This window comes from Burkholderia sp. 28_3 (assembly GCF_003253915.1).
Classification (GTDB): Bacteria; Pseudomonadota; Gammaproteobacteria; order Burkholderiales; family Burkholderiaceae; genus Burkholderia; species Burkholderia cenocepacia.
On the sequence record NZ_QKZF01000002.1, the window covers coordinates 56,997 to 78,842 of the forward strand.

The following is a 21,846-nucleotide window of genomic DNA, read 5'->3' on the forward strand; positions in this document are numbered from 1 at the left end:
CAAGGTTTAGGAGCAAGAACGCCTGATGCAAAGCATGCCCGGTGCCTTAACGGCCCAACGATACGACAGGCACTTTGCGAACCCTTCAGTGGGATGGGCAAACTTCCCTCCGGAAAAAGCGGACGGCCATGTGGCGGTCCGCTTGATCAAGCGATTAGGGGTAGCGGCGCGAGGTGCGCCGGCTACCGACTTGATTTGGCGCGCGAGGCCGGGTGGCCACGCGCGCCATACCGTATTCATTAGCGTAAGCGCGCGGTATCTGCGTACGCCGATGAATAGCCCGCTTCGAAGCGCACGTCCTGAACAGCGTCCGCGGGAAGCGGGTTTTGACGAAGGGTGTAGTTTGAACTGACTCTCATCTGAACCTGAAGGAGAACAACATGGCTACTGCCAAGAAGAAACCGGCTGCTAAGAAAGTTGCTGCCAAGAAGACCGTTGCGAAGAAGGCTGCTGCTCCGGCGAAGAAGGCCGCAGTGAAGAAGGTTGCTGCGAAGAAGGTCGCGGTGAAGAAGGTTGCCGCGAAGAAGGCAGCACCGGCGAAGAAGGCCGCTGCGAAGAAGGTCGCAGCCAAGAAGGTCGCAACGAAGAAGGTTGCAGCCAAGAAGGTCGCCGCGAAGAAGGCAGCACCGGCGAAGAAGGCCGCTGCGAAGAAGGTTGCAGCCAAGAAAGTCGCAGTGAAGAAGGTTGCTGCGAAGAAGGCCGCACCGGCGAAGAAGGCTGCTGCGAAGAAGGCCGCACCGGCGAAGAAGGCTGCTGCGAAGAAGGCCGCGCCGGCGAAGAAGGCTGCAGCGAAGAAGGCCGCGCCTGCGAAGAAGGCTGCAGCGAAGAAGGCTGCGCCCGCCAAGAAGGCTGCCCCTGCGAAGAAGGCTGCCGCACCGGCGAAGAAGGCTGCTGCTCCGAAGAAGGCCGTCGTGAAGAAGGCTGCACCGGCAACGACCGCGTCGACCGCATCGGTTGCGCCGGCATCGGGCGTGAAGACCGCGCTCAACCCGGCAGCGGCATGGCCGTTCCCGACCGGCAGCCGTCCGTAATCGCGGCTGAGCAGCATCACCCGGGCACTCACGTGGTGTCCGTGGGTTGAGTAGCGCTACTCAATCAATCCCGCCATCTGCTCAGGTGGCGGGATTTTTTTCGTCCGTATGAATCATCGATCGGCTGGCCGACGCGTGCGTGGACGAAGGCGCGCGGACGAAAAAAAACGCATGTGCGGCTTCGCACATGCGTTCGACCGCGGCTTGCGCCGCGTGCTGAGGATGCCGGTTAGTGCGTGACGCGCGTGACGCCACCGCTCGACAGCAGGCGCACGCGCTCGCCGGCGCGGAACGCTTCGCCGCTTGCCGCCTGCGTGATCGAGCGCAGATCGCCGTTGTCGAGCCGCACGGTGATTTCGACACCGTTCGCGGTGCTGAGGTTTTCGCCGACTGCGTTACCCGCGACCGCACCGACGAGGCCGCCGGCGATCGCCGTCAGGATCGAGCCTTTGCCGCCGCCGATCGCGCTGCCCGCGACCGCGCCGAGGGCGCCGCCGCCGAGCGTGCCGATCGCGCTGCCGCCGCCGTCGGACTGGATGCGCACCGCGCGGACGCTTTCGACCGTGCCCATGCGGACCGTCTGTTCGCGCTGCGCCTGGCCGACGCTATAGACATCCGCCGAGCCGGGTGCCGTGAAGCAGCCGGCGAGGGTCAGCGTGGCCGTCAGCATGGCCGCGAGCGTGAGGGTTTTTTTCGTCAACATCTTTGCTCTCCCACAATATTCATTTGAGACTGTAACCGAATGCAGTCTCGAAGCGTGCGTCGATTTCGGCGCGCGTCAGTACGTAAGTCTGGGGCCCTTGATGGGCGATCTTGAGCGAGCCCATCAGGCTCGCGAGGCGGCCGGTGGTTGCCCAGTCGAGGCCGTGCTCGATGCCGTACAGCAAGCCGCCCCGGAAGGCGTCGCCGCAACCGGTCGGATCGGCGATGCGCTCGGCCGGTACGACCGGAATCTGCTCCGCGCCCTGCTTGTGGCGGATGGTCGCGCCGTGCTCGCCGCGCGTGATGACGAGGGCGTCGACCCGGCTGGCGATTTCATCTTCGGACCATCCCGTCTTGTCGCTCACCAGCTTGGCCTCGTAGTCGTTGACCGCTACGTAGGTCGCAAGTTCAATGCTGCGGCGCAGCGTCGCACCGTCGAACAGCGGCAGACCCTGGCCCGGATCGAACACGAACGGCACCCCGGCCTTGGCGAGCTCTTCCACGTGCTGGACCATCCCGTCGAAGCCGTCCGGGCCGACGATCGCGAGCTTGATGTCCGGCGCGTCGCCCGCATGGTTCAGGTGCGACTGCATCATCGCGCCCGGGTGGAACGCCGCGATCTGGTTGTTGTCGAGATCGGTCGTGATCATCGCCTGCGCGGTGTACGTATCGGGCAGCACGCGAACGTGGTCGCGGCGCAGGCCGAGCTGGTCGAGCCGGTCGAGATACGGCTGTGCATCCAGCGCGCCCATCGTGCCCATGATGCGCGCATCGCCGCCGAGCAGGTGCAGCGCGTATCCGATGTTGCCCGCGCAGCCGCCGAATTCGCGGCGCATCGTCGGCACGAGGAAGCTCAGGTTGATGAGGTGCACCTGGTCGGGCAGGATGTGCTCGCGGAACCGCCCTTCGAAGGTCATGATGGAGTCGTAGGCGATCGAGCCGCAAATCAGCGTAGCCAAGGTGTGCGTTCCTGTAGAAATGAGGGGCCCTGCGCGACAACGCCGCGCGAAGGGCGCGGCGCGGCAGGGGAAAGCGGAAGAAAGCTTACTTCAGTGCGGCGAGCGCTGCATCGTAGTTCGGCTCGTCCTTGATTTCGCCGACGAGTTCCGCGTGGATCACCTTGTCCTGCGCGTCGAGCACGACCACCGCGCGTGCGGTCAGGCCGTTCAGCGGGCCGCTCGTCACGTCGACGCCGTACGCGTTCGCGAACGCGCGGCCGGTGCGGAACGTCGATGCCGTCACGACGTTCGCGAGGCCTTCGGTCGTGCAGAAGCGCGTGGCGGCGAACGGCAGGTCGGCGGACACGACGATCACCACGGTGTTGTCGAGCGACGACGCGGCTTCGTTGAACTTGCGGGTCGACGTCGCGCAGGTCGGCGTGTCGAGGCTCGGCACGATGTTCAGCACCTTGCGCTTGCCGGCGAAGCTGGCGAGCGACAGGTCGGCGAGGTCCTTGCCGACCAGCTTGAAATCGGCGGCTTGCGCGCCGACGGCCGGGAACGTGCCGGCGAGATCGATCGGGTTGCCACCCAGCGTAACTTTGCTCATGTTCGTGCTCCGAAATAGCGCGCCGCTCGGGCGCGCGGGTTGAGACGGGCGCGCAAGCGCGCCGCGGCGCGTCACGGATAGAAGATCTGGACGCGGAAATTCGAGGCGGGCGTGCCGTTCGTTTCGAGGCGGACGACCATCGTCTGCGTCGTGCCGGGCGGCAGCCCGGCGTCGATCGGCGTGCCCGGGCGCACGTAGTCGCGCGGCGCGAGCACGCGGCGCACGGTGACGTGATTGGTATCGTCGAGCAGCGTGAGTTCGAGCGACGGGTACGCGAGCGCGACGCGGTAGCGGTTCGTCAGCGGCACTTTCAGTTCGAGCTCGCGCGGGCCGTCGAGCTGGCGCAGGTCGGTCGCGTCGAGCCGCAGGCCGTCGATCGCGCGCGGCGGCGTGACCGTGCAGCCGAGCGGCGCGCAGGCCTGCCGGAACCAGCCTTGCGTGACGGGCCAGTAGATCATCAGCGTTTCGCGCTGCCACCACGCCAGTTGCACGGCGAGCAGCCCGACCAGCGCGGCCGCGATGAGGCCGCCGACAAAGCCGCCGAGCATCCCGCGTCGCTGCGGCGCGCGGGTCTCGCGCGTGACGGCGAAGTGTGGACGATCGTCATCGGCCAGTGCGGCGGGGAACGGGACGGCCGGTTGGACGGCCGGTTGGGCGGCCGGCCGGGCTGCCGGTTCATCGGCCGCTGCCGCGGTCGGGCTGGTGTCGTGCCGGGTGAAGGTATCGGGTTCCGATGCGGTTTCGGCTTCGCTGACGGCCGGTGCGGGCGTGAACGCAAAACGCGGTTCGCGCGGCGCGTGTTCGTCGTCCGGCGCGGCGAAACGCGCGTGACCGACAGGTTCGGCGGGTTCAGCCGCGGTGTCCGCTTCTGACGGAGGACGAGCGACGAAGCGGGGCTCGCGCGGATCGCGCTCGACGGGCGCGGGCGCAGCCGCTTCGGGTTCATGCGGTTCGTGCCGCGTGTGCGGCGAATGCGGTTCGGCCGGTTGCTCGACGGCAGTCGACGAATCCAGCTCGGCCGGCGAGGACGCGAACGGTGCGGGCGTACCCGACAGATGAACGACGCCGGCTTCCGTGGACGGGAGCGCGACCGGTATCAGCGGCTCGGTGCGCACGGTCTCGACGCTGTGCTGCAGCGACGGATCGACGCCGGCGTCGAGCCATGGCGCCCACATGTCCCAGCCTTCCGGCTTGTAGTCGGTGCCGGTCGGCAGGCCGGAAGGCGGTGCGTCGGCGGCGAACAGCCGGGCCGGCACGGCCTGCGGCTGCGCCTCGCTGTCGCTCGGCGCGGCAGCCGGTTCGGTCAACGCCGGCTCGGGCTGCTGCGCGTACTCGGGAACGAGCGATTCGGAGGCGTTGAAGACTTCGTGGCAATGCCCGCAGCGCACGAGCCCCTGATGCAGCGCGAGCTGTTCCTGCTGCAGCCGGAAGACGGTTTCGCAATGAGGGCAGCGCGTCGCAAGAAGCATGTCGAGCCGGGCGGCCTGCTGGCCAGAGTGAAGGACAGCGCTATTCTAATGGCTTTCGCGGCGGGTTCCGGCAAGGCATACCCAGCCTTCGTGTTCGCGCCAGACCGAGATGTCGACGTAGCGCGCATAAACGGCCGCGACTTCGTCCGCCTGGCGCGCGAGCACGCCCGACAGCGCGATGCGCCCGCCCGGCTTGACCTTCGATGCGAGCATCGATGCCATCAGCTTCAGCGGGTTCGACAGGATGTTCGCGACGACGATGTCGAATTCGCCGTCCGGGCATGCATCGGGCAGCCCGTACGTGACCTCCGCACGGTTGCGTTCGCTGTTCTGGCGCGCCGATTCGACCGCCTGCGGATCGATGTCGATGCCGATCACGGGGTTCGCCCCGCATTTCTTCGCGAGGATCGCGAGAATGCCCGAGCCGCAGCCGTAGTCGAGCACCGACTGGCCGGGCTTCACCGACTGCTCGAGCCACTCCATGCACAGACGGGTGGTGGGGTGGCTGCCGGTGCCGAATGCGAGACCGGGATCGAGTTCGAGGACGAGCGCATCGGGGTCGGGCGCATCGTGCCACGACGGCACGACCCAGATCCGTTCGCCGATCGGGATCGGCTCGAACTGCGACTGCGTGAGCCGCACCCAGTCCTGCTCCTCGACTTCGCGCACGACGAACTGCGGCGTTTCGGCGAGGCCGATCTCGTTCGCGGCCGCCGCGAGCAGCACGGCTGGCTCATGGTCGGCCGACAGCAGCGCGACCACGCGCGAGTGCTGCCACGCGGTGCGATCGGGCACCAGGCCCGGCTCGCCGAAGAGCGGCTGTTCGTCGGGCGTGTCGGCGTCGGCGTCTTCGACGGACACCGACAGCGCGCCGAGATCGAGCAGCGCGTCGGACAGGGCCTCCGCATGCTCGCGGGCCAGTTCGACGACGAGTTCGCGATAACTCATGCTTACGCTTCTTCCGGTGCGACCTGCTGCTTCTGCGCGAGCCGGTTTTCGAGGTAATGGATGCTGGTGCCGCCTTCGACGAACTTCGAGTCGATCATCAGCTCGCGGTGCAGCGGGATGTTGGTCTGAATGCCTTCGACGACCATTTCCGACAGCGCGATGCGCATCCGGCGGATCGCCTGTTCGCGCGTCGCGCCGTAGGTGATCAGCTTGCCGATCATCGAATCATAGTTCGGCGGCACGAAATAGCCATTGTAGGCGTGCGAATCGACGCGCACGCCCGGGCCGCCCGGCGTATGCCACGACGTGATCCGGCCCGGCGACGGCGTGAACTTGAACGGATCTTCGGCGTTGATCCGGCATTCGATCGCGTGTCCGCGGAACTGGATGTCGCGCTGGCGCAGCGTGAGCTTCTCGCCGGCCGCGATGCGGATCTGTTCCTGCACGATGTCGACGCCCGTGATCAGCTCCGATACCGGGTGCTCGACCTGCACGCGCGTGTTCATCTCGATGAAGTAGAACTCGCCGTTTTCGTACAGGAATTCGAACGTGCCCGCACCGAGGTAGCCCATCTTCTTGCACGCGTCCGCGCAGCGGTCGCCGATACGGTCGATCAGGCGGCGCGGAATGCCCGGCGCCGGCGCTTCCTCGATCACCTTCTGGTGGCGGCGCTGCATCGAGCAGTCGCGCTCGCCGAGCCAGATCGCGTTCTTGTACGCGTCCGACAGCACCTGGATCTCGATGTGGCGCGGGTTCTCGAGGAACTTCTCCATGTACACCTGCGGGTTGCCGAACGCACGGCCGGCTTCCTCGCGGGTCATGTTGACCGCGTTGACGAGCGCGGCTTCGGTGTGCACGACGCGCATCCCGCGCCCGCCGCCGCCGCCGGCCGCCTTGATGATGACCGGATAGCCGATCGTGCGCGCAATCTTGACGATCTCCTTCGGATCGTCCGGCAACGCGCCTTCCGAACCCGGCACGCACGGCACGCCGGTCTTGATCATCGTCTGCTTCGCGGTGACCTTGTCACCCATCATGCGGATCGTTTCCGGGCGCGGGCCGATGAACGTGAAGCCCGACTGCTCGACGCGCTCCGCGAAATCGGCGTTCTCCGACAGGAAGCCGTAGCCGGGGTGGATCGCCTCGGCATCGGTGACTTCCGCGGCGCTGATCAGCGCCGGCATGTTCAGGTAGCTCAGGTTCGACGGGGCCGGGCCGATACAGACGGCTTCGTCCGCGAGGCGCACGTACTTGGCTTCCTTGTCGGCTTCCGAGTAGACGACCACCGTCTTGACGCCGAGTTCGCGGCACGCGCGCTGGATGCGCAGCGCGATTTCACCGCGGTTGGCAATGAGGATTTTTTCAAACATAGCGAGTATTCGTCTCTTCGAGGGGCGCGCGAACGGCGCCTGGCGAGCATCGGCGGCGCGCGGCCGGCAGGGCCGCGCGGCGGGCTTAGCCGATCACGAAAAGCGGCTGGCCGTATTCGACGGCCTGGCCGTTCTCGACGAGGATTTCCTTGATCACGCCGGCCTTGTCCGACTCGATCTCGTTGAGCAGCTTCATCGCTTCGATGATGCAGATCGTCTGGCCTTCCTTGACCGTGTCGCCGGCCTGCACGAACGGGTCGGCGCCCGGCGACGGCGCGCGATAGAACGTGCCGACCATCGGCGACGTCACGACGTGGCCCTGCGGAGCGGCCGGTGCGGCGGCGGCGCCGGCGGCCGGCGCGGCAGCGCCTTCGGTCGGCAGCGCGACCGACGGAGCGGGCGCGCTGACTTGCGGGGCATACCCAGCCGTCGGCTGCACGTAGACCGGCGGCGCGTTCTTGACGATACGCACCTTGCCTTCGCCTTCCGTCACTTCCAGCTCGGAGATGCCGGATTCGGAAACGAGGTCGATCAGAGTTTTCAGCTTACGAAGATCCATCGGGAATTCCCCTTTCAATACGTGAAAGCGCCGGTTAGGGGCCGGCGCTGAATCTAGATCGCGAAATCAGCCGCGCGACGTGCCTTGCAGCTTGTCCAGCGCGTACTCGAGCGCGTACAGATAACCTTTCCAGCCGAGCCCGCAGATCACGCCTTCGGCCTGGTCGGAAAAGTAGGAGTGGTGCCTGAACGCTTCGCGGCGATGCACGTTCGACAGGTGAACCTCGACGAACGGGATGCCAACGCCGGCGATCGCGTCCCGGATCGCAACGCTCGTGTGCGTATACGCGGCCGGATTGATCAGGATGAAATCGGTCTGTTCCTCCCGCGCGGCCTGGATGCGGTCGACCAGCGCGCCTTCATGGTTGCTCTGGAACGACGACAGTTCGGCGCCGGCTTCCCGGGCGCGCGCGGCAAGCGCCTGATCGATCTGCGCGAGCGTGACGCGGCCGTACACCTCCGGTTCCCGGGTGCCGAGAAGGTTCAGGTTGGGGCCGTGCAACACCAGCAATCGTGTCATGGTCGCTTCTATTTCTGCGGAATTGCGCGAACTTTAGCGCTATTTAGAGAAATTTGTCTAGTTTTGCCGAACGGCCAGACGCGTCGGACCTGCAAGAATTACCGGTGCGAACGCAAAGTATCGGCGAATTCCCGCGAAATTGCGGCGATCGACCTGCAAATCGCCGGCAACGCGCGGGCCGCTGTCCGGGCCGATTACAGCGCGTCGAGTGTCTTTTTCAGCTCGGCCGGCTGGATTTGTCCTAATTTTGTCTCGCGGATCTTGCCGGTTTCGTCGATGACGACGGTAAACGGCAGCGCGCCGGCGGTATTCCCGAAATTACGGGCCAGATCGGCGCCCGCGTAGCCGCTGACGAACACCGGATAGTCGACCTTCACCTTCTGCAGGAAGTTCTTCACGTTCTGCTCGGAATCGACGCCGATCCCGACGAAACGGATGCCTTTCTGCTTGTACTGGTGCGACAGCGCGACCAGCTCGGGCATCTCCTCGACGCACGGGCCGCACCACGACGCCCAGAAATTGACGACGACCTTCTGGCCCTTGAAGGCGGTCAGCGTCGCCGGCTTGCCGTCGACGCCGGTGAGCGACGACGCCCACAGCTGCTCGACCGGATTGCCGTGGGTGGTCGGCGCGGCGACGGCGACACCGTCGTCGGCCGTGCCGCGGAACCAGTGACCGGCGGCGACTCCGCCGGCGACGGCGGCGGCCGCGACCACCGCGAGCGCCAACATGCGTTTCATCATCATCGTTGAATCATTCCGGTTCGGAAGGGGCCTGGCCTGCCGCGACGAGCGCGCGCAGCGCGGCGGCGTCCGCGCGGGCGACGCGGCCGCGCGCGTCGGCCTTCACCGCGCCGCGCAGGTCGTCGCTCGCATACAGCGCGAGATGGATGCCGATCGCATCCACGTCGCGCCGCGGGCGCCACAGGAAACTGAGCGTCTCGACGTCGCCGCGGCCCGCGAAATGCCGCGTCTCGGATACGTCGTACTGGACGTTCTGGTTCAGCAGGTAGATCGCGACGTCCTTCGGGTTGTCGGTGAATGCCTGCAAATGGATATCCGAATGCGCGTTCGCGGTGCCGTTCAGCACGGCGCCCGTCACATAAGGATGGAACTCGGCGAGCCGGCGCATCCAGTCGAGCGCGATCTCGCGCAGGCGGCGCAGTTCGTCCGGCTGCGTGTCGCTCTGGAACAGCGCGAGGTACTCGCGCAATTCTTCCTCGATCTGGTCGTTATCCGGCAGCCATTCGCCGGCAACGCGCGAATCGCCCAGCAACTGGCGCGCGGCCTTGCGTTTCGCGCCGGCGTAGTCCAGGCCGTCCTCCGCGATCAGGCGGGCGGCGGACTGGGCGATTTCCTCGCGGACGCGCCGCGGATCGACAAGAGGTTTGCGAGACATGATCCGGCAATCATACTCGATCGTCGCGGCGCCCGAGCACGGGTGCGGCGGCCCGCCGCCCGAGGGCGCCGGCGCCGTTCGCGGGCATCGTTCGGGTCGCCGGGCATCGCAGGCCGTCAGTTACAATAGTGTCCTTTGTGTCGCGGCAAAGTCGTGGGCCGGGCGCCGGCCGCACGGCCCGTCCGGCGCGACGCACACGCATCCTTTCCGAATCGACGGCGCCCGGCGGCGCGAAAGCATTCATCTATGCACATCCATATTCTTGGCATCTGCGGCACCTTCATGGGCGGTCTCGCCGTACTCGCACGCGAGGCGGGCCACACGGTGACGGGTTGCGACGCGGGCGTCTATCCGCCGATGAGCACGCAGCTCGAGGCGCAGGGCATCACGCTGATCGAGGGCTACGGCGCCGAGCAGATCGACCTGAAACCGGACCTGTTCGTGATCGGCAACGTCGTCACGCGCGGCAACCCGCTGATGGAGGCGATCCTCGATCGCGGCCTGCCGTACGTGTCGGGCCCGCAGTGGCTCGGCGAGCACGTGCTGGCCGGCAAATGGGTGCTCGCGGTCGCGGGCACGCACGGCAAGACGACCACGTCGTCGATGCTCGCGTGGCTGCTGGAGGACGCCGGGCTCAACCCGGGCTTCCTGATCGGCGGCGTGCCGCTGAACTTCGGCGTGTCCGCGCGGCTCACCGATTCGAGCTTCTTCGTGATCGAGGCCGACGAGTACGACACGGCATTCTTCGACAAGCGCTCGAAGTTCGTCCACTACCGGCCGCGTACCGCGGTACTGAACAACCTCGAATTCGATCACGCCGACATCTTCCCCGATCTCGCCGCGATCGAGACGCAATTCCATCATCTGGTACGCACCGTGCCCGGGGTCGGCCGGATCGTCACGAACGGCCGCTCGGATGCGCTCGAGCGCGTGCTGGCGCGCGGCTGCTGGAGCGAGGTCGAGCGTTTCGGCGTCGACGGCGGCTGGCAAGCGCTGCCGGCCGAGGACGGCGTGCCGGTCGACGAGCGCTTCGCGGTGTATTCGCACGCCGAGCGCGTCGGCGAAGTCGCGTGGCAGGTGCAGGGCGACCACAACCGGATGAACGCGCTCGCGGCGATCGCCGCCGCGCGCCACGTCGGCGTGCCGCCCGCGCAGGCGGCCGTTTCGCTCGCATCGTTCCGCAACGTGAAGCGCCGCATGGAAGTGCGCGGCAGCGTCGACGGCGTGACCGTCTATGACGATTTCGCGCACCATCCGACCGCGATCGACACCACGATCGCCGGCCTTCGTGCGCGCATCGGCCGCCAGAATGCCCGCATCCTCGCCGTGCTCGAGCCGCGCTCGAACACGATGAAGCTCGGCGTGATGAAGTCGCAATTGCCGGCGAGCCTCGCCGATGCCGATCTCGTGTTCGGCTACGGCGCGCCGACCGGGCGCGACGCGCTCGGCTGGAATCTCGCCGAAGCGCTTGCGCCGCTCGGCGACCGCGCGCGCGCATTCGACGATCTGCATCTGCTGGTGAAGGCGGTGGTCGAGGCCGCGCGTCCGGGCGACCACGTGCTCGTCATGAGCAACGGCGGCTTCGGCGGCGTGCACCAGAAGCTGCTCGATGCGCTCGGGAGCCGCACGTGATCCTGTATCTGCACGGCTTCCGGTCGTCGCCGGAATCGCAGAAGTCGCGGCTGCTCGCCGCGCGCATGGCCGAACTCGGCCGCACCGGCGAGTGGCGGTGCCCGTCGCTGTCGGTGTCGCCGCTCGAGGCGATCGCCGTCGCGGAAGCCGAGGTCGCGGGTGCCCGCGACGTCACCGTGATCGGCAGCTCGCTCGGCGGTTATTACGCGACATGGCTCGCCGAAAAGCACGGCTGGAAGGCCGTGCTGCTGAATCCGGCGATCGTGCCGCAGCGCGATCTCGAGCAGCATCTGGGCGAACAGCCGCTGTGGCACGGCGGCGGCACGATCGTCGTCGAGCGCCGGCATCTGCACGAACTCGACGCGCTGCGCGTGCCGGCGATCACGCGCGCCGACCGCTACTATTTGTTCGCGGCGACCGGCGACGAAGTGCTCGATTACCGCGAGATGCTGGCCCATTACCCGGGCGCGAAAACCCGCGTGATCGACGGCAGCGATCACGGGATCAGCGAATTTGCCGACTATGTCGACGACGTTCTCGCGTTTTGCGACGGAAAGACGTCTTAACCGGCCGCGTGCCGATCGAATCCCCATCATCATGCGGCGCCGCCGACGCGGCGCCCGGCAGTCTGAACGAGAGTACTGAGTGAACGTTTTCTTCGAGGAATCGGGCAGTTTCAAGGCGGGCAGCGTGCTGTCGCGCCAGGGCGACGCATTTCAGGTCGAGTTGCCCGGCGGGCGGCGTGCGAAGGTGCGCGCGAAAGACGTGCTGATCGAATTTGACAAGCCGGCCGCGGGCGAACTGATGCAGGAGGCCGACACGGCCGCGCAGCAGATCGATCTGGACTTCCTGTGGGAATGCGCGCCGGCCGACGAGTTCGCGTACACGGCGCTGGCCGCCGAGTACTTCGGCGCGACGTACGGCCCGGTCGAGCGCGCGGCGCTGGTGCTGCGGCTGCACGGCTCGCCCGTCTACTTCCGTCGCAAGGGGCGCGGCCAGTACCAGCGCGCGCCGGAAGAGCAGCTCAAGATGGCGCTCGCGTCGCTCGAGCGCAAGCGCCAGCAGGCGCTGGTGCAGGCGCAGTATGAAGAGGAGCTGAAGGCCGGCAAGCTGCCGGAAGCGTTCGCGGGCAAGGTGCTCGGGCTGCTCACGCGGCCGGACAAGAATTCGATCGAATACAAGGCGATGGAAGCGGCGGCCGGCGCGCGCGGCGTGTCGCCGGCGCGGCTGATGCTCGACTGCGGTGGCATCGAGTCGCCGCGTGCGCTGCACGAAGCGCGCTTTCTCGCGGAATTCTTCCCGCACGGCACGGGCTTTCCGCCCGTCACGGTCGGCCCGCTGCCGGACGATCTGCCGCGCGCGGACGTCGAGGCGTTCTCGATCGACGACATCACGACCACCGAAATCGACGACGCGTTCTCGGTCGAGCACCTGGCCGACGGCCGCGTGCGGATCGGCGTGCACATCGCGGCGCCGGCGCTCGGCATCGTGCGCGGCGACGCGGTCGACGCGATCGCGCGCGCGCGCCTGTCGACCGTCTACATGCCGGGCGACAAGATCACGATGCTGCCGGACGACGTCGTCGACGTGTTCACGCTGAAAGAGGGCGATTACCGCCCGGCGCTGTCGCTGTACATCATCGTCAACCGCGACACGCAGGACATCGTCGCAAGCGAGACGCGCGCCGAGCTCGTGTTCGTGAAGAGCAACCTGCGCCACAACACGCTCGACGAGCTCGTCAACGAAGAGACGCTCGCGGCCGGCACCGGCGACTACCCGCACAAGGACGACATCGCCGTGCTGTGGCCGCTCGCGCAGGCGCTGTTCGAGAAGCGCCAGGTCGCGCGCGCGGGCTACGGCCTGAAGCGCGAGGTGCAGCGCAACACCGACTACAACTTCTACGTCGAAGGCGAGCACGTGACGATCACGCCGCGCCGCCGCGGCTCGCCGCTGGACCTGATCGTGTCGGAGCTCGCGATCCTCGCGAACTCGACCTGGGGCGCGTTCCTGCACGACCACACGGTGCCGGGCATCTACCGCTCGCAGCGCGGCTTCGGCGCGCCGGGCCCGAAGCGCACGCGGATGCAGACGACGGCCGCGCCGCACGAAGGCCTCGGCGTCGCGCAGTACGCGTGGAGCACGTCGCCGCTGCGCCGCTACGTCGACCTCGTGAACCAGTGGCAACTGCTCGCGTGCGTGCAGCACGGCGTCACCGCGAAGCTCGCCGCGCCGTTCAAGCCGAAGGACGCCGATCTCTACGCGGTCGTGCAGGGCTTCGACGATACGTATACGGCCTACGCCGACTACCAGCGCCGGATGGAGTACTTCTGGTGCCTGCGCTGGCTCGCGCAGGAACAGAAGAAGCAGGTGGTCGCGAGCGTCGTGAAGGGCGATCTCGTGCGCCTCGAGGAAATCCCGCTGCTGCTGCACGTGCCGGGGCTCGGCGTGCATGCGCGCGGCACGCGCGTGCTGCTCGACGTGATGTCGCTCGACGAGCTGACGATCGAGGCGTCGGTGCGCCTCTTGAACGTGCTCGACGCGCCGACCGTGACGAGCGGCGACGCGGCCGACGAAGAGGACGACGCCGAAGGCGGCGACGACACGCTGGTCGACGCGGAAGACGCGTCGGCGGAAACCGAGGCCGAAGCGCTGGCCGAGGCAGACGGCGCGGCGGCCGACGGCGGCGAAGCCGCGAGCGGCAACGACGGCGAAGAGGGGCGCGCATCATGAGCGCAGCTGCGTCGACGAGCGGCGCCGACCGCTATGTCGTGTTCGGCAACCCGGTGGCGCACAGCAAGTCGCCGTTCATCCACGCGCAATTCGCCGCGCAGACCGGCGAGCCGATCGAATACACGCACCGGCTCGCGCCGATCGACGGGTTCGAGGCAGCCGTGCGCGCGTTCGTCGCCGAAGGCGGGCGCGGCGCGAACGTGACGGTGCCGTTCAAGCTGGACGCGCATGGGCTCGCCGACACGCTGTCGGCGCGCGCGGCGGCGGCAGGCGCGGTGAACACGCTGCGCGTCGACGCCGACGGCCGCCTCCACGGCGACAACACCGACGGCGTCGGCCTCGTGCGCGACATCGAGGCGAATCTCGGCGTGTCGCTCGCCGGCGCGCGCATCCTGCTGCTTGGCGCGGGCGGCGCCGCGCGCGGCGTCGTGCTGCCGCTGCTCGATCGCGCGCCGCTGTCGATCGGAATCGTGAACCGCACCGCGAGCAAGGCCGAAGCGCTCGTCGGCCAGTTCATGCAGGCCGCGCACGACGCGGGCTGCACGCTCGCGGGCGGTGGCCCCGGCGTCGTGCGGGCCGAGCCGTACGACGTGGTGATCAATGCGACGGCCGGCAGCCTCGACGCCGCGCTGCCGGAATGCGACCCCGCGGCGTTCGGTGCCGGCACGCTCGCGTACGACATGATGTACGGCGCGCAGCCGACCGTGTTCATGCAGCACGCGGCGTCGCTCGGTGCGCGCACGGCCGACGGCCTCGGGATGCTGGTCGAGCAGGCGGCCGAATCGTTCTTCATCTGGCGCGGCGTGCGGCCGGACGGCGCGCCGGTGCTGGCCGCGCTGCGCCAGGCGCTCGCGGCGAGCTGAACGGAGCGCGGCACGTGGTGGCGGTGAGCGGCACGCAGCGCACGCGGACGGTGAGCCTCGCTCGCTGGGCCGTCTACGCGGGATCGGTGTTCGCGGGCGCGTGGCTCGCGACGCAATTGTTCTATCTCGCGCAGATCGCGCTGTGGTCGTTCGTGAATCCGGGCTCGACCGCCTTCATGCGCACCGACGCGTGGTGGCTGTCGCGCGACACGCCGCCCGCGCAGATCCGGCACCAATGGGTGCCGTACGACCAGATCTCGCGCAACCTGAAGCGGGCGCTGATCGCGTCCGAAGATTCGACCTTCGCGACCAACAACGGCTACGACGTCGACGCGATCCTGCAGGCGTGGGAGAAGAACAAGGCGCGCGGCAGGATCGTCGCGGGCGGCTCGACGATCACGCAGCAGCTCGCACGCAACCTGTTCCTGTCGCGCGAGAAGAGCTACATCCGCAAGGGCCAGGAGCTGATCATCACGTGGATGCTCGAAACGGTGCTCGACAAGGAGCGCATCTTCGAGATCTACCTGAATTCGGTCGAATGGGGGCGCGGCGTGTACGGCGCCGAAGCGGCAGCGCGCTATTACTACAAGATTCCCGCGAGCCGGCTCGGCGCGTGGCAGTCCGCGCGTCTCGCGGTGATGCTGCCGAAGCCGCGCTGGTTCGATGCGCATCGCGGCTCGGCCTATCAGGCGCAGCGCGCGGCGGTCATCGCGCGCCGGATGGGCGCGGCCGAACTGCCGCAATCGGAGTGAGCGGCGCGCCCGCGCTGCTGCGTTGTCCATTCCGTCGTCGACGCGCGATTGGTGCGCTGCAGCGCATCCGTGTCGCCGCCATTTCGGGCCACATCCTTTAGACGAATCCGTCTATTTCGCTTTACTGAGCAATACCGATAAGTGCGCGATTTTGTTGACCGACATCGCACGAAATCCGTGCTTTTTTAGCCGCCGCGGGTAAACGCGAAAGTCGCTGAAAGCGCCGTGAAATGCAACGTTTCGCGAATCGAAGCATTCCTGAAAGGTGTGCGCTGCACCGCTTGCGCGCCAAATATTTCAAAATTTTTCAAAGCTGACGGGCTCGCGTATATTGGCCAGCGCCTCGGCTTATCGGCCGCAATCGAGGCGGGGGGTGGCTTATCTGGCCGCTCGACACAAAAAACATCCGAGAGAAGGAACGCAACGATGCCAGCGAGCAAAGCGAAGCTGTTGTTGGGGGTGATGTGTTCTTCGCTGATTCTGACGGCCTGCAACGACGACGTGACGTCGTCGTCTGCCGCGAGCGTCGCGAATTCAGCCGATCCCGCCGGTCAGGTCGACCGCGCGTACAACGATCCGAACAGTTATTCGTCGAGTGCGAACGCGTCGCTCGACGCGTCCGCCGCGGTCGAGAAGGCCGCCGTCACGCACCATCAGATCACGCTGAACGGCAAGACGATCCGGTACACGGCCACCGCCGGCCACCTCGTCGCCCGCAATCCGCAGACGGGCGCGCCCGAAGCATCGTTCTTCTACGTCGCCTACACGGCCGACAACCAGCCCGCGGCGAAGCGGCCCGTCACGTTCCTGTACAACGGCGGCCCCGGCTCGGCGTCGGTGTGGCTGCATCTTGGCTCGTTCGGCCCGCGCCGGATCCAGACCGGCGACCCGAACGCGAACACGTCGACGTTCCCGTTCGTCGACAACCAGGAAACCCTGCTCGACACGACCGACCTCGTGTTCGTCGATGCGATCGGCACCGGCTTCTCGGAAGCGGTCGCACCGAACACGAACCAGACGTTCTGGGGTGTCGACCAGGACGCCGGCGCGTTCCGCGATTTCGTGACGCGCTACCTGAGCGTGAACCAGCGCAGCGCTTCGCCGAAGTACCTGTTCGGCGAGTCGTACGGCACGCCGCGCACCGACGTGCTCGCGAACCAGCTCGAGACGGCCGGCGTGAAGCTCGACGGCATCGTGCTGCAGTCGTCGATCCTGAACTACAACACGAACTGCGACATGGCGAGCGACTATGTCGGCAACTCGAACAGGGGCGCGAGCCCGGTGAGCTGCGCGGGCTTCGTGCCGTCGTACGGCACGGTCGGCGCGTACTACCAGCTCGACAATCCGAACCCGTCGAACCTGCCGCAGTATGCGGACCAGATGCGCCTGCTGACGGCCGGCAGCTACGCGCCGGCCGTGAACGCGTACCTCGCGAGCCACACGCCGCCGCCGCCGAATCTCGTCACGACGATGGCGAATTCGACCGGCGTGAAGCAGGCGTTGTGGAGTGCCGACTTCAACGTGGTCCCGACCTTCTTCGACAACAGCTTCCAGCTGTCGCTGATTCCGGGCACGCTGATCGGCCGCTACGACGCACGCGTGAACGTGCCCGTGTCGAGCCCGCTCGCGGCCGACGGCGATCCGTCCAGCTTGTTCATCACGAAGCCGTTCACCGACACGATCGGCAGCTACCTGCCGAACGAGCTGAAGTACACCGCGCAGTCGGCCTACTCGGTGAGCAGCAATGCGATCAACACGTGGGACTGGACGCACGACGGCCTCGCGATGCCCGACACGATTCCCGATCTGGCCGCGGCGCTGACGCTGAATCCGCAGTTGAAGGTGCTGTCGCTGAACGGGTATCACGACATCGCGACGCCGTTCTACCAGACCGAGCTCGACCTCGCGCGGCTCGGCACGCAACCGAACCTGACGATCAAGGACTATCAGGGCGGGCACATGGTCTATCTCGACGATACGTCGCGTCCGCAGGAGAAAGCCGATCTCGTGACCTTCTACGGCGCGGCCGCGCACTGATGCGATGCGTGAGGCCGGCGACAGGCGCCCCGGGTGGGCGCTGCTCGCCGGCCGTCGACGACCTCATTCCAGACTGGAGCCTGACATGAAGAATCGTTTCATCGTCGTTGCCGCGGCGCTCGCATGCGCCGGCGCCGCAACATCCCTCTCCGCGTTCGCGCAGGCGAGCGACGCCGCCGCACCGGCGCGCGCGCGCCAGGCGCAGCTCGGCGACCCGTACGTGCCGCCGGCCGCGCGCCATGCGACCGCCGGCACGCAGACGACCGGCGCCGCGCTGCACGCGCAGGTGGTGCGCAAGCTCGCGCGGCAGTTCAGCGCGGCCGACACGCAGAACACGGGGTCGATCACCGAGGCGCAGGCGCGCGCGGCCGGCCTCGGCTATGTCGCGAACCATTTCCGGCAGATGGATGCCGCCGGTAGCGGCCGCGTGTCGTTCGCGGACGTACAGCGCTACATGCAAGCGCGCAGCAGCACGAGCCAGCAGTAAGCGCGGCACGCGGAGAACAAACGGGGGCGGAACCTGCGGAACGGCGGGTTCCGCCCCCGTGCGCATGGCGCGGCCGGGATACCGGGCTCACCGTGGATTTAGTCGGAATTCTCATTATCTGGGCAACGCATTCAAATATTGGAGACGAATGCGTGCGCTCCTACAATCCGAAGCACATCGACAGCTTCGGACCCACGCATCGCGCGGCGCCCGTCGCACACGGAGACACCTTCCATGAAGTTCGCCGGGCGCTTTACTCGGTGCATCGACCGCCGCCACGCCGCCGCATCGGACGCAGTTCCGGCGCCGCGCGGGCGGCTTCACCGATTCCGTTGAAGAAGCCCCGCCCCATGACCAAGATGCCAGACTCCCTTGCCCTCGACGCCCGGCGCGCGATGCCGGACGATGCGTCGCTGACCGACAGCATCGGCGCGACCAGCACGCCGCTCGACCTCGCCGCGCAGCAGGCCGGCACGCAGACGCTGCTGCGCGGCCTCGCGATCCTCGAGGCGATCGCCAACGGCGCGCGCGACATGCGCGCGATCGGCGCCGCGCTCGGCACGACGCGCAGCACGACGCACCGGCTCGTCAGCAGCCTCGTGCAGGCGCGCTATCTGCGCCAGGTGCAGGGCGGCTACCTGCTCGGCCCGAAGCTGATCGAGCTCGGTACGATCGCGCTCGAGCAGATGCCGCTCACCGCGGTGGCGCGGCCGCATCTCGAGGCGCTCGCGGAAGCGACGCTCGACACGATCCATCTCGGCGTGCGCGACGGCGACGACGTGTTGTACATCGACAAGATTCCCGGCACGCGCGGCCTCGAGATGCGCTCGCGCGTCGGCCACCGGATGCCGCTCGCGTCGACGGGTATCGGCAAGGCGATGATGCTCGACCTCGATCCGGACCTGTGGCGCTCGCTGTTCGAGGCCGCGCGGCGCGCGCTGGCCGGCGTCAACTTCAAGCCCGACAACCGGCCCGAGACGAGCGCGTTCCTGCAGCGCATGGCCCATTACGCGGCCGGCGGCTATACGTTCGATCTCGAGGAAAACGAGGCGTCGATCCGCTGCGTGGCCGCGCCGATCCGCGACGCGTCGGGCGCGATCGTCGCGGCGGTGTCGGTCGCGAGCACGATTCCGTACATGCCGCACGACCGCATGGACGAACTGATTCCGCTCGTGCAGCGCGAAGCGCGAGCCATTTCCGCGGAACTGGGCTGGAGCCCGCCGCAGGGTACCCGCAGGATCAAACGATGACGACTTCGACCCGGCCCGCTCCGGATGCCAGTTCCGCTTCCCCGTCGCTGATCGCGCTCGACTGGGGCACCACGTCGCTGCGCGCGTATCTGTACGACGCGCACGGCGTGCCGATCGACACGCGCAGCCGGGCGGCCGGCGTGATGCACGTGCCGGGCGGCGGCGCGCGCGCGTTCGACGCGGTGTTCGAGGAAGCGTGCGGCGACTGGCTCGACCGTACGCCCGGCCTGCCGGTGCTCGCCGCCGGGATGGTCGGCAGCGCGCAGGGCTGGCGCGAAGCGCCGTACGTCGCGGTGCCGGCCGGCGCCGACGCGCTCGTCGCGGGGCTCATCACCGTGACGACGTCGCGCGGCGCGACGGTCTCGATCGTGCCGGGCGTGATCGCGACGGGCGAATTGCCCGACGTGATGCGCGGCGAAGAAACGCAGATCGTCGGCGCGCTCGCGAGCGATCCCACGCTTGGCGCCGATCGTTCAGGGGTACTGATCGGCTTGCCGGGCACGCATGCGAAATGGGCGTGGGTGAAGGACGGGCTGATCGAACGCTTCCAGACCTTCATGACCGGCGAGCTGTTCGCGGTGCTGCGCGATCACACGATCCTCGGCCGCACGATGCGCCCGGGTGCGTCGCCCGACCGCGACGCGTTCGTGCGCGGCGTATCGGTCGCACGCGGCGCGCAGCACACGGGGCTGCTCGCGACGATTTTCAGCACGCGCACGCTGGGGCTGACCGACCGGCTCGCGCCCGATGCGCAGGGCGACTACCTGTCGGGCCTGCTGATCGGTCATGAGCTCAATGCGCTCGACGCGATGCTCGCGGAGCGCGGCATCGCGCTCGCCGATCAGCCGCTGCTGCTGATCGGCGACGACGGCTTGTGTTCGCGTTACGTCGATGCGCTCCAGGTATTCGGCCATGCGCATGCGCGCGTGGCCGCGCATGCGACCGAGCTGGGCCTGTGGCGGATCGCGTCGCGTGCCGGGCTCGTGCGCGCGGACGGCGAGCCCGTCTGCGCGGATCAATGAACTGCTTGCAGAGGAACTTTCGATGTCGTCCGACCTGACACTGCCCGCGCCATACACGCCCCACGCCGCGCTGATGCGCGCGTTCGATGCGTGTCCGCTGATCGCGATCATGCGCGGCATCACGCCCGCCGAAGCGGCCGACCACGGCCGCGCGCTCTACGAAGCCGGCTTCCGGATCGTCGAGGTGCCGCTGAACTCGCCGGAGCCGTTCGACAGCATCGCGGAGCTGCGCCGCGCGTTGCCCGACGACATGATCGTTGGCGCGGGCACCGTGCTGCGCGCCGAGTACGTGGACCGCGTGCAGGATGCGGGCGGCGCGCTGATCGTGATGCCGCACAGCGACGCAGCCGTGATCCGCCGCGCGCGCGAGCGCGGGCTGGCGAGCGCGCCGGGCGTCGCGACGCCGACCGAAGCGTTCGCGGCGCTGACGAACGGCGCCGACGTGCTGAAGATGTTCCCGGCCGAACAGCTCGGCGTGAGCGTCGTGAAGGCCTGGCGCGCGGTGATCGACCGCGCGGTGCCGCTGATTCCGGTCGGCGGGATCGCGCCGGACAACATGCGGCCGTTCCTCGACGCCGGCGCGAACGGCTTCGGGCTTGGCTCGGCGCTGTATCGCCCGGGCCAGTCGGCCGACGCGACCGCGGCGAACGCGCGCGCGTTCCAGGTCGGCTTGCGCGCGGCGCGCGGCGGAGCCGCATGATGGGCCGCCTCGCGGGCAAGGTCGCGATGGTGACGGGCGCGGGCCGCGGCATCGGCGCCGCGATCGCGCGCGCGTTCGTGCGCGAAGGCGCGGCCGTCGCGCTCGTCGATCTCGACTTCCCGCAGGCGCAGCACACGGCCACCGCGATCGCGCACGCATGCGACGGCGCGCGCGTGCTGCCGCTGCAGGCGGACGTCGCGCGGCAGCAGGCGGTGCGCGAGGCGCTCGCGCAGGCCGAAGCGGCATTCGGCCCGCTCGACGTGCTCGTGAACAACGCGGGCATCAACGTGTTCGCCGATCCGTTGACGATGACCGACGACGACTGGCGGCGCTGCTTCGCGGTCGATCTCGACGGCGTGTGGCACGGCTGCCGCGCGGCGCTGGAGGGCATGGTCGAGCGCGGTCGCGGCAGCATCGTGAACATCGCATCGACGCATGCGTTCAGGATCATCCCGGGCTGCTTCCCGTATCCGGTCGCGAAACACGGCGTGCTCGGCCTGACGCGTGCGCTCGGCATCGAATACGCGGCGCGCAACGTGCGCGTGAACGCGATCGCGCCGGGCTACATCGAGACGCAACTGACGCGCGACTGGTGGGACGCGCAGCCCGATCCGGCCGCCGCGCGCGCGGAGACGCTCGCGCTGCAGCCGATGAAGCGGATCGGCCGCCCGGAGGAGGTCGCGATGACGGCCGTGTTCCTGGCGTCCGACGAGGCGCCGTTCATCAACGCCGCGTGCATCACCGTCGACGGCGGGCGCGCGGCGCTGTATCACGACTGACGCAACTGACGTAACGATTCGAAAGACCGCACGTGCGACGGCCGCGCGCA

23 protein-coding genes are annotated in these 21,846 nt (G+C 68.0%); 13 read left to right on the forward strand and 10 right to left on the reverse strand.

All coding sequences use genetic code 11. The features are described from left to right. Positions 1-25 precede the first annotated feature (25 nt). Together DFS13_RS04945 and DFS13_RS04950 are read left to right on the forward strand one after the other, a co-directional pair. Positions 26-352, forward strand: a complete 327-nt coding sequence (locus tag DFS13_RS04945; protein WP_077021886.1) for a hypothetical protein — start codon at positions 26-28, stop codon at positions 350-352. Positions 353-380: 28 nt separating this feature from the next. Next, positions 381-1,031 (forward strand): histone H1-like DNA-binding protein, encoded by a 651-nt coding sequence (locus tag DFS13_RS04950; protein WP_006490719.1) that lies wholly within the window; start codon positions 381-383, stop codon positions 1,029-1,031. Between the two features lie 229 nt (positions 1,032-1,260). On the opposite strand, the gene DFS13_RS04955 is transcribed toward DFS13_RS04950, so the two are convergent. The 10 genes from DFS13_RS04955 to DFS13_RS05000 all read right to left on the reverse strand — a co-directional run bounded on the left by DFS13_RS04955 (position 1,261) and on the right by DFS13_RS05000 (position 9,544). Beyond that, positions 1,261-1,734: a glycine zipper 2TM domain-containing protein gene (locus tag DFS13_RS04955; protein WP_006476977.1), complete on the reverse strand. Its 474-nt coding sequence runs from the start codon at positions 1,732-1,734 to the stop codon at positions 1,261-1,263. A gap of 19 nt (positions 1,735-1,753) precedes the next feature. Beyond that, on the reverse strand, positions 1,754-2,692 hold the full coding sequence (locus tag DFS13_RS04960; RefSeq protein ID WP_006490717.1) for a carbohydrate kinase family protein: 939 nt from the start codon (positions 2,690-2,692) through the stop codon (positions 1,754-1,756). 85 nt (positions 2,693-2,777) lie between these two features. Continuing rightward, entirely contained in the window at positions 2,778-3,281 is a 504-nt protein-coding gene (gene tpx, locus DFS13_RS04965; RefSeq protein ID WP_006476975.1) for a thiol peroxidase, read from the reverse strand. Positions 3,282-3,352: 71 nt separating this feature from the next. After that, complete coding sequence (locus DFS13_RS04970) at positions 3,353-4,750, reverse strand: DUF3426 domain-containing protein (RefSeq protein ID WP_034201045.1); 1,398 nt, start codon at positions 4,748-4,750, stop codon at positions 3,353-3,355. A 45-nt stretch (positions 4,751-4,795) separates the two neighbouring features. Further along, complete coding sequence (gene prmA / locus DFS13_RS04975; protein ID WP_006496752.1) at positions 4,796-5,698, reverse strand: 50S ribosomal protein L11 methyltransferase; 903 nt, start codon at positions 5,696-5,698, stop codon at positions 4,796-4,798. A 2-nt stretch (positions 5,699-5,700) separates the two neighbouring features. Continuing rightward, positions 5,701-7,068, reverse strand: coding sequence for an acetyl-CoA carboxylase biotin carboxylase subunit (gene accC / locus DFS13_RS04980; protein ID WP_006490723.1), 1,368 nt, complete (start codon positions 7,066-7,068; stop codon positions 5,701-5,703). An 85-nt stretch (positions 7,069-7,153) separates the two neighbouring features. Next, positions 7,154-7,627: an acetyl-CoA carboxylase biotin carboxyl carrier protein gene (accB, locus tag DFS13_RS04985; protein ID WP_006496751.1), complete on the reverse strand. Its 474-nt coding sequence runs from the start codon at positions 7,625-7,627 to the stop codon at positions 7,154-7,156. 66 nt (positions 7,628-7,693) lie between these two features. Further along, a complete protein-coding gene (gene aroQ / locus DFS13_RS04990; RefSeq protein WP_011350880.1) occupies positions 7,694-8,146 on the reverse strand; it encodes a type II 3-dehydroquinate dehydratase in 453 nt (150 codons plus the stop codon). A 194-nt stretch (positions 8,147-8,340) separates the two neighbouring features. Beyond that, entirely contained in the window at positions 8,341-8,892 is a 552-nt protein-coding gene (locus DFS13_RS04995) for a TlpA disulfide reductase family protein (RefSeq protein WP_077019911.1), read from the reverse strand. Positions 8,893-8,899: 7 nt separating this feature from the next. After that, the gene (locus tag DFS13_RS05000) at positions 8,900-9,544 is read right to left on the reverse strand and encodes a hypothetical protein (RefSeq protein ID WP_034201043.1); all 645 of its coding nucleotides are present in this window, start codon (positions 9,542-9,544) and stop codon (positions 8,900-8,902) included. 246 nt (positions 9,545-9,790) lie between these two features. On the opposite strand from DFS13_RS05000, the gene mpl reads away from it, so the two are divergent. The 11 genes from mpl to DFS13_RS05060 all read left to right on the forward strand — a co-directional run bounded on the left by mpl (position 9,791) and on the right by DFS13_RS05060 (position 21,796). Further along, on the forward strand, positions 9,791-11,176 hold the full coding sequence (mpl, locus tag DFS13_RS05005; RefSeq protein WP_006489410.1) for a UDP-N-acetylmuramate:L-alanyl-gamma-D-glutamyl-meso-diaminopimelate ligase: 1,386 nt from the start codon (positions 9,791-9,793) through the stop codon (positions 11,174-11,176). Beyond that, positions 11,173-11,742 (forward strand): YqiA/YcfP family alpha/beta fold hydrolase, encoded by a 570-nt coding sequence (locus tag DFS13_RS05010; protein ID WP_006489407.1) that lies wholly within the window; start codon positions 11,173-11,175, stop codon positions 11,740-11,742. Before mpl ends, DFS13_RS05010 begins: the two co-directional genes overlap by 4 nt. A gap of 79 nt (positions 11,743-11,821) precedes the next feature. Then, positions 11,822-13,906, forward strand: coding sequence for an RNB domain-containing ribonuclease (locus DFS13_RS05015; RefSeq protein ID WP_006496746.1), 2,085 nt, complete (start codon positions 11,822-11,824; stop codon positions 13,904-13,906). Continuing rightward, positions 13,903-14,769 carry a shikimate dehydrogenase gene (aroE, locus tag DFS13_RS05020; protein ID WP_059721668.1) on the forward strand — a complete coding sequence of 289 codons (867 nt, stop codon included), beginning with the start codon at positions 13,903-13,905 and terminating at the stop codon, positions 14,767-14,769. Before DFS13_RS05015 ends, aroE begins: the two co-directional genes overlap by 4 nt. Before the next feature lie 14 nt (positions 14,770-14,783). Beyond that, positions 14,784-15,521, forward strand: a complete 738-nt coding sequence (mtgA, locus tag DFS13_RS05025) for a monofunctional biosynthetic peptidoglycan transglycosylase (RefSeq protein ID WP_006484660.1) — start codon at positions 14,784-14,786, stop codon at positions 15,519-15,521. A 426-nt stretch (positions 15,522-15,947) separates the two neighbouring features. Beyond that, positions 15,948-17,558: a S10 family peptidase gene (locus DFS13_RS05030; protein ID WP_166677905.1), complete on the forward strand. Its 1,611-nt coding sequence runs from the start codon at positions 15,948-15,950 to the stop codon at positions 17,556-17,558. An 85-nt stretch (positions 17,559-17,643) separates the two neighbouring features. Beyond that, a complete protein-coding gene (locus DFS13_RS05035) occupies positions 17,644-18,045 on the forward strand; it encodes an EF-hand domain-containing protein (RefSeq protein ID WP_006496742.1) in 402 nt (133 codons plus the stop codon). A gap of 350 nt (positions 18,046-18,395) precedes the next feature. After that, entirely contained in the window at positions 18,396-19,295 is a 900-nt protein-coding gene (locus tag DFS13_RS05045; RefSeq protein WP_012492967.1) for an IclR family transcriptional regulator, read from the forward strand. Next, positions 19,292-20,317: a 2-dehydro-3-deoxygalactonokinase gene (locus tag DFS13_RS05050; protein WP_006496741.1), complete on the forward strand. Its 1,026-nt coding sequence runs from the start codon at positions 19,292-19,294 to the stop codon at positions 20,315-20,317. The genes DFS13_RS05045 and DFS13_RS05050 overlap by 4 nt, the downstream gene beginning before the upstream one ends. Before the next feature lie 22 nt (positions 20,318-20,339). Then, the gene (locus DFS13_RS05055) at positions 20,340-21,017 is read left to right on the forward strand and encodes a 2-dehydro-3-deoxy-6-phosphogalactonate aldolase (RefSeq protein ID WP_034201041.1); all 678 of its coding nucleotides are present in this window, start codon (positions 20,340-20,342) and stop codon (positions 21,015-21,017) included. Continuing rightward, a complete protein-coding gene (locus tag DFS13_RS05060) occupies positions 21,017-21,796 on the forward strand; it encodes an SDR family oxidoreductase (RefSeq protein WP_034201040.1) in 780 nt (259 codons plus the stop codon). The genes DFS13_RS05055 and DFS13_RS05060 overlap by 1 nt, the downstream gene beginning before the upstream one ends. Positions 21,797-21,846 lie beyond the last annotated feature (50 nt).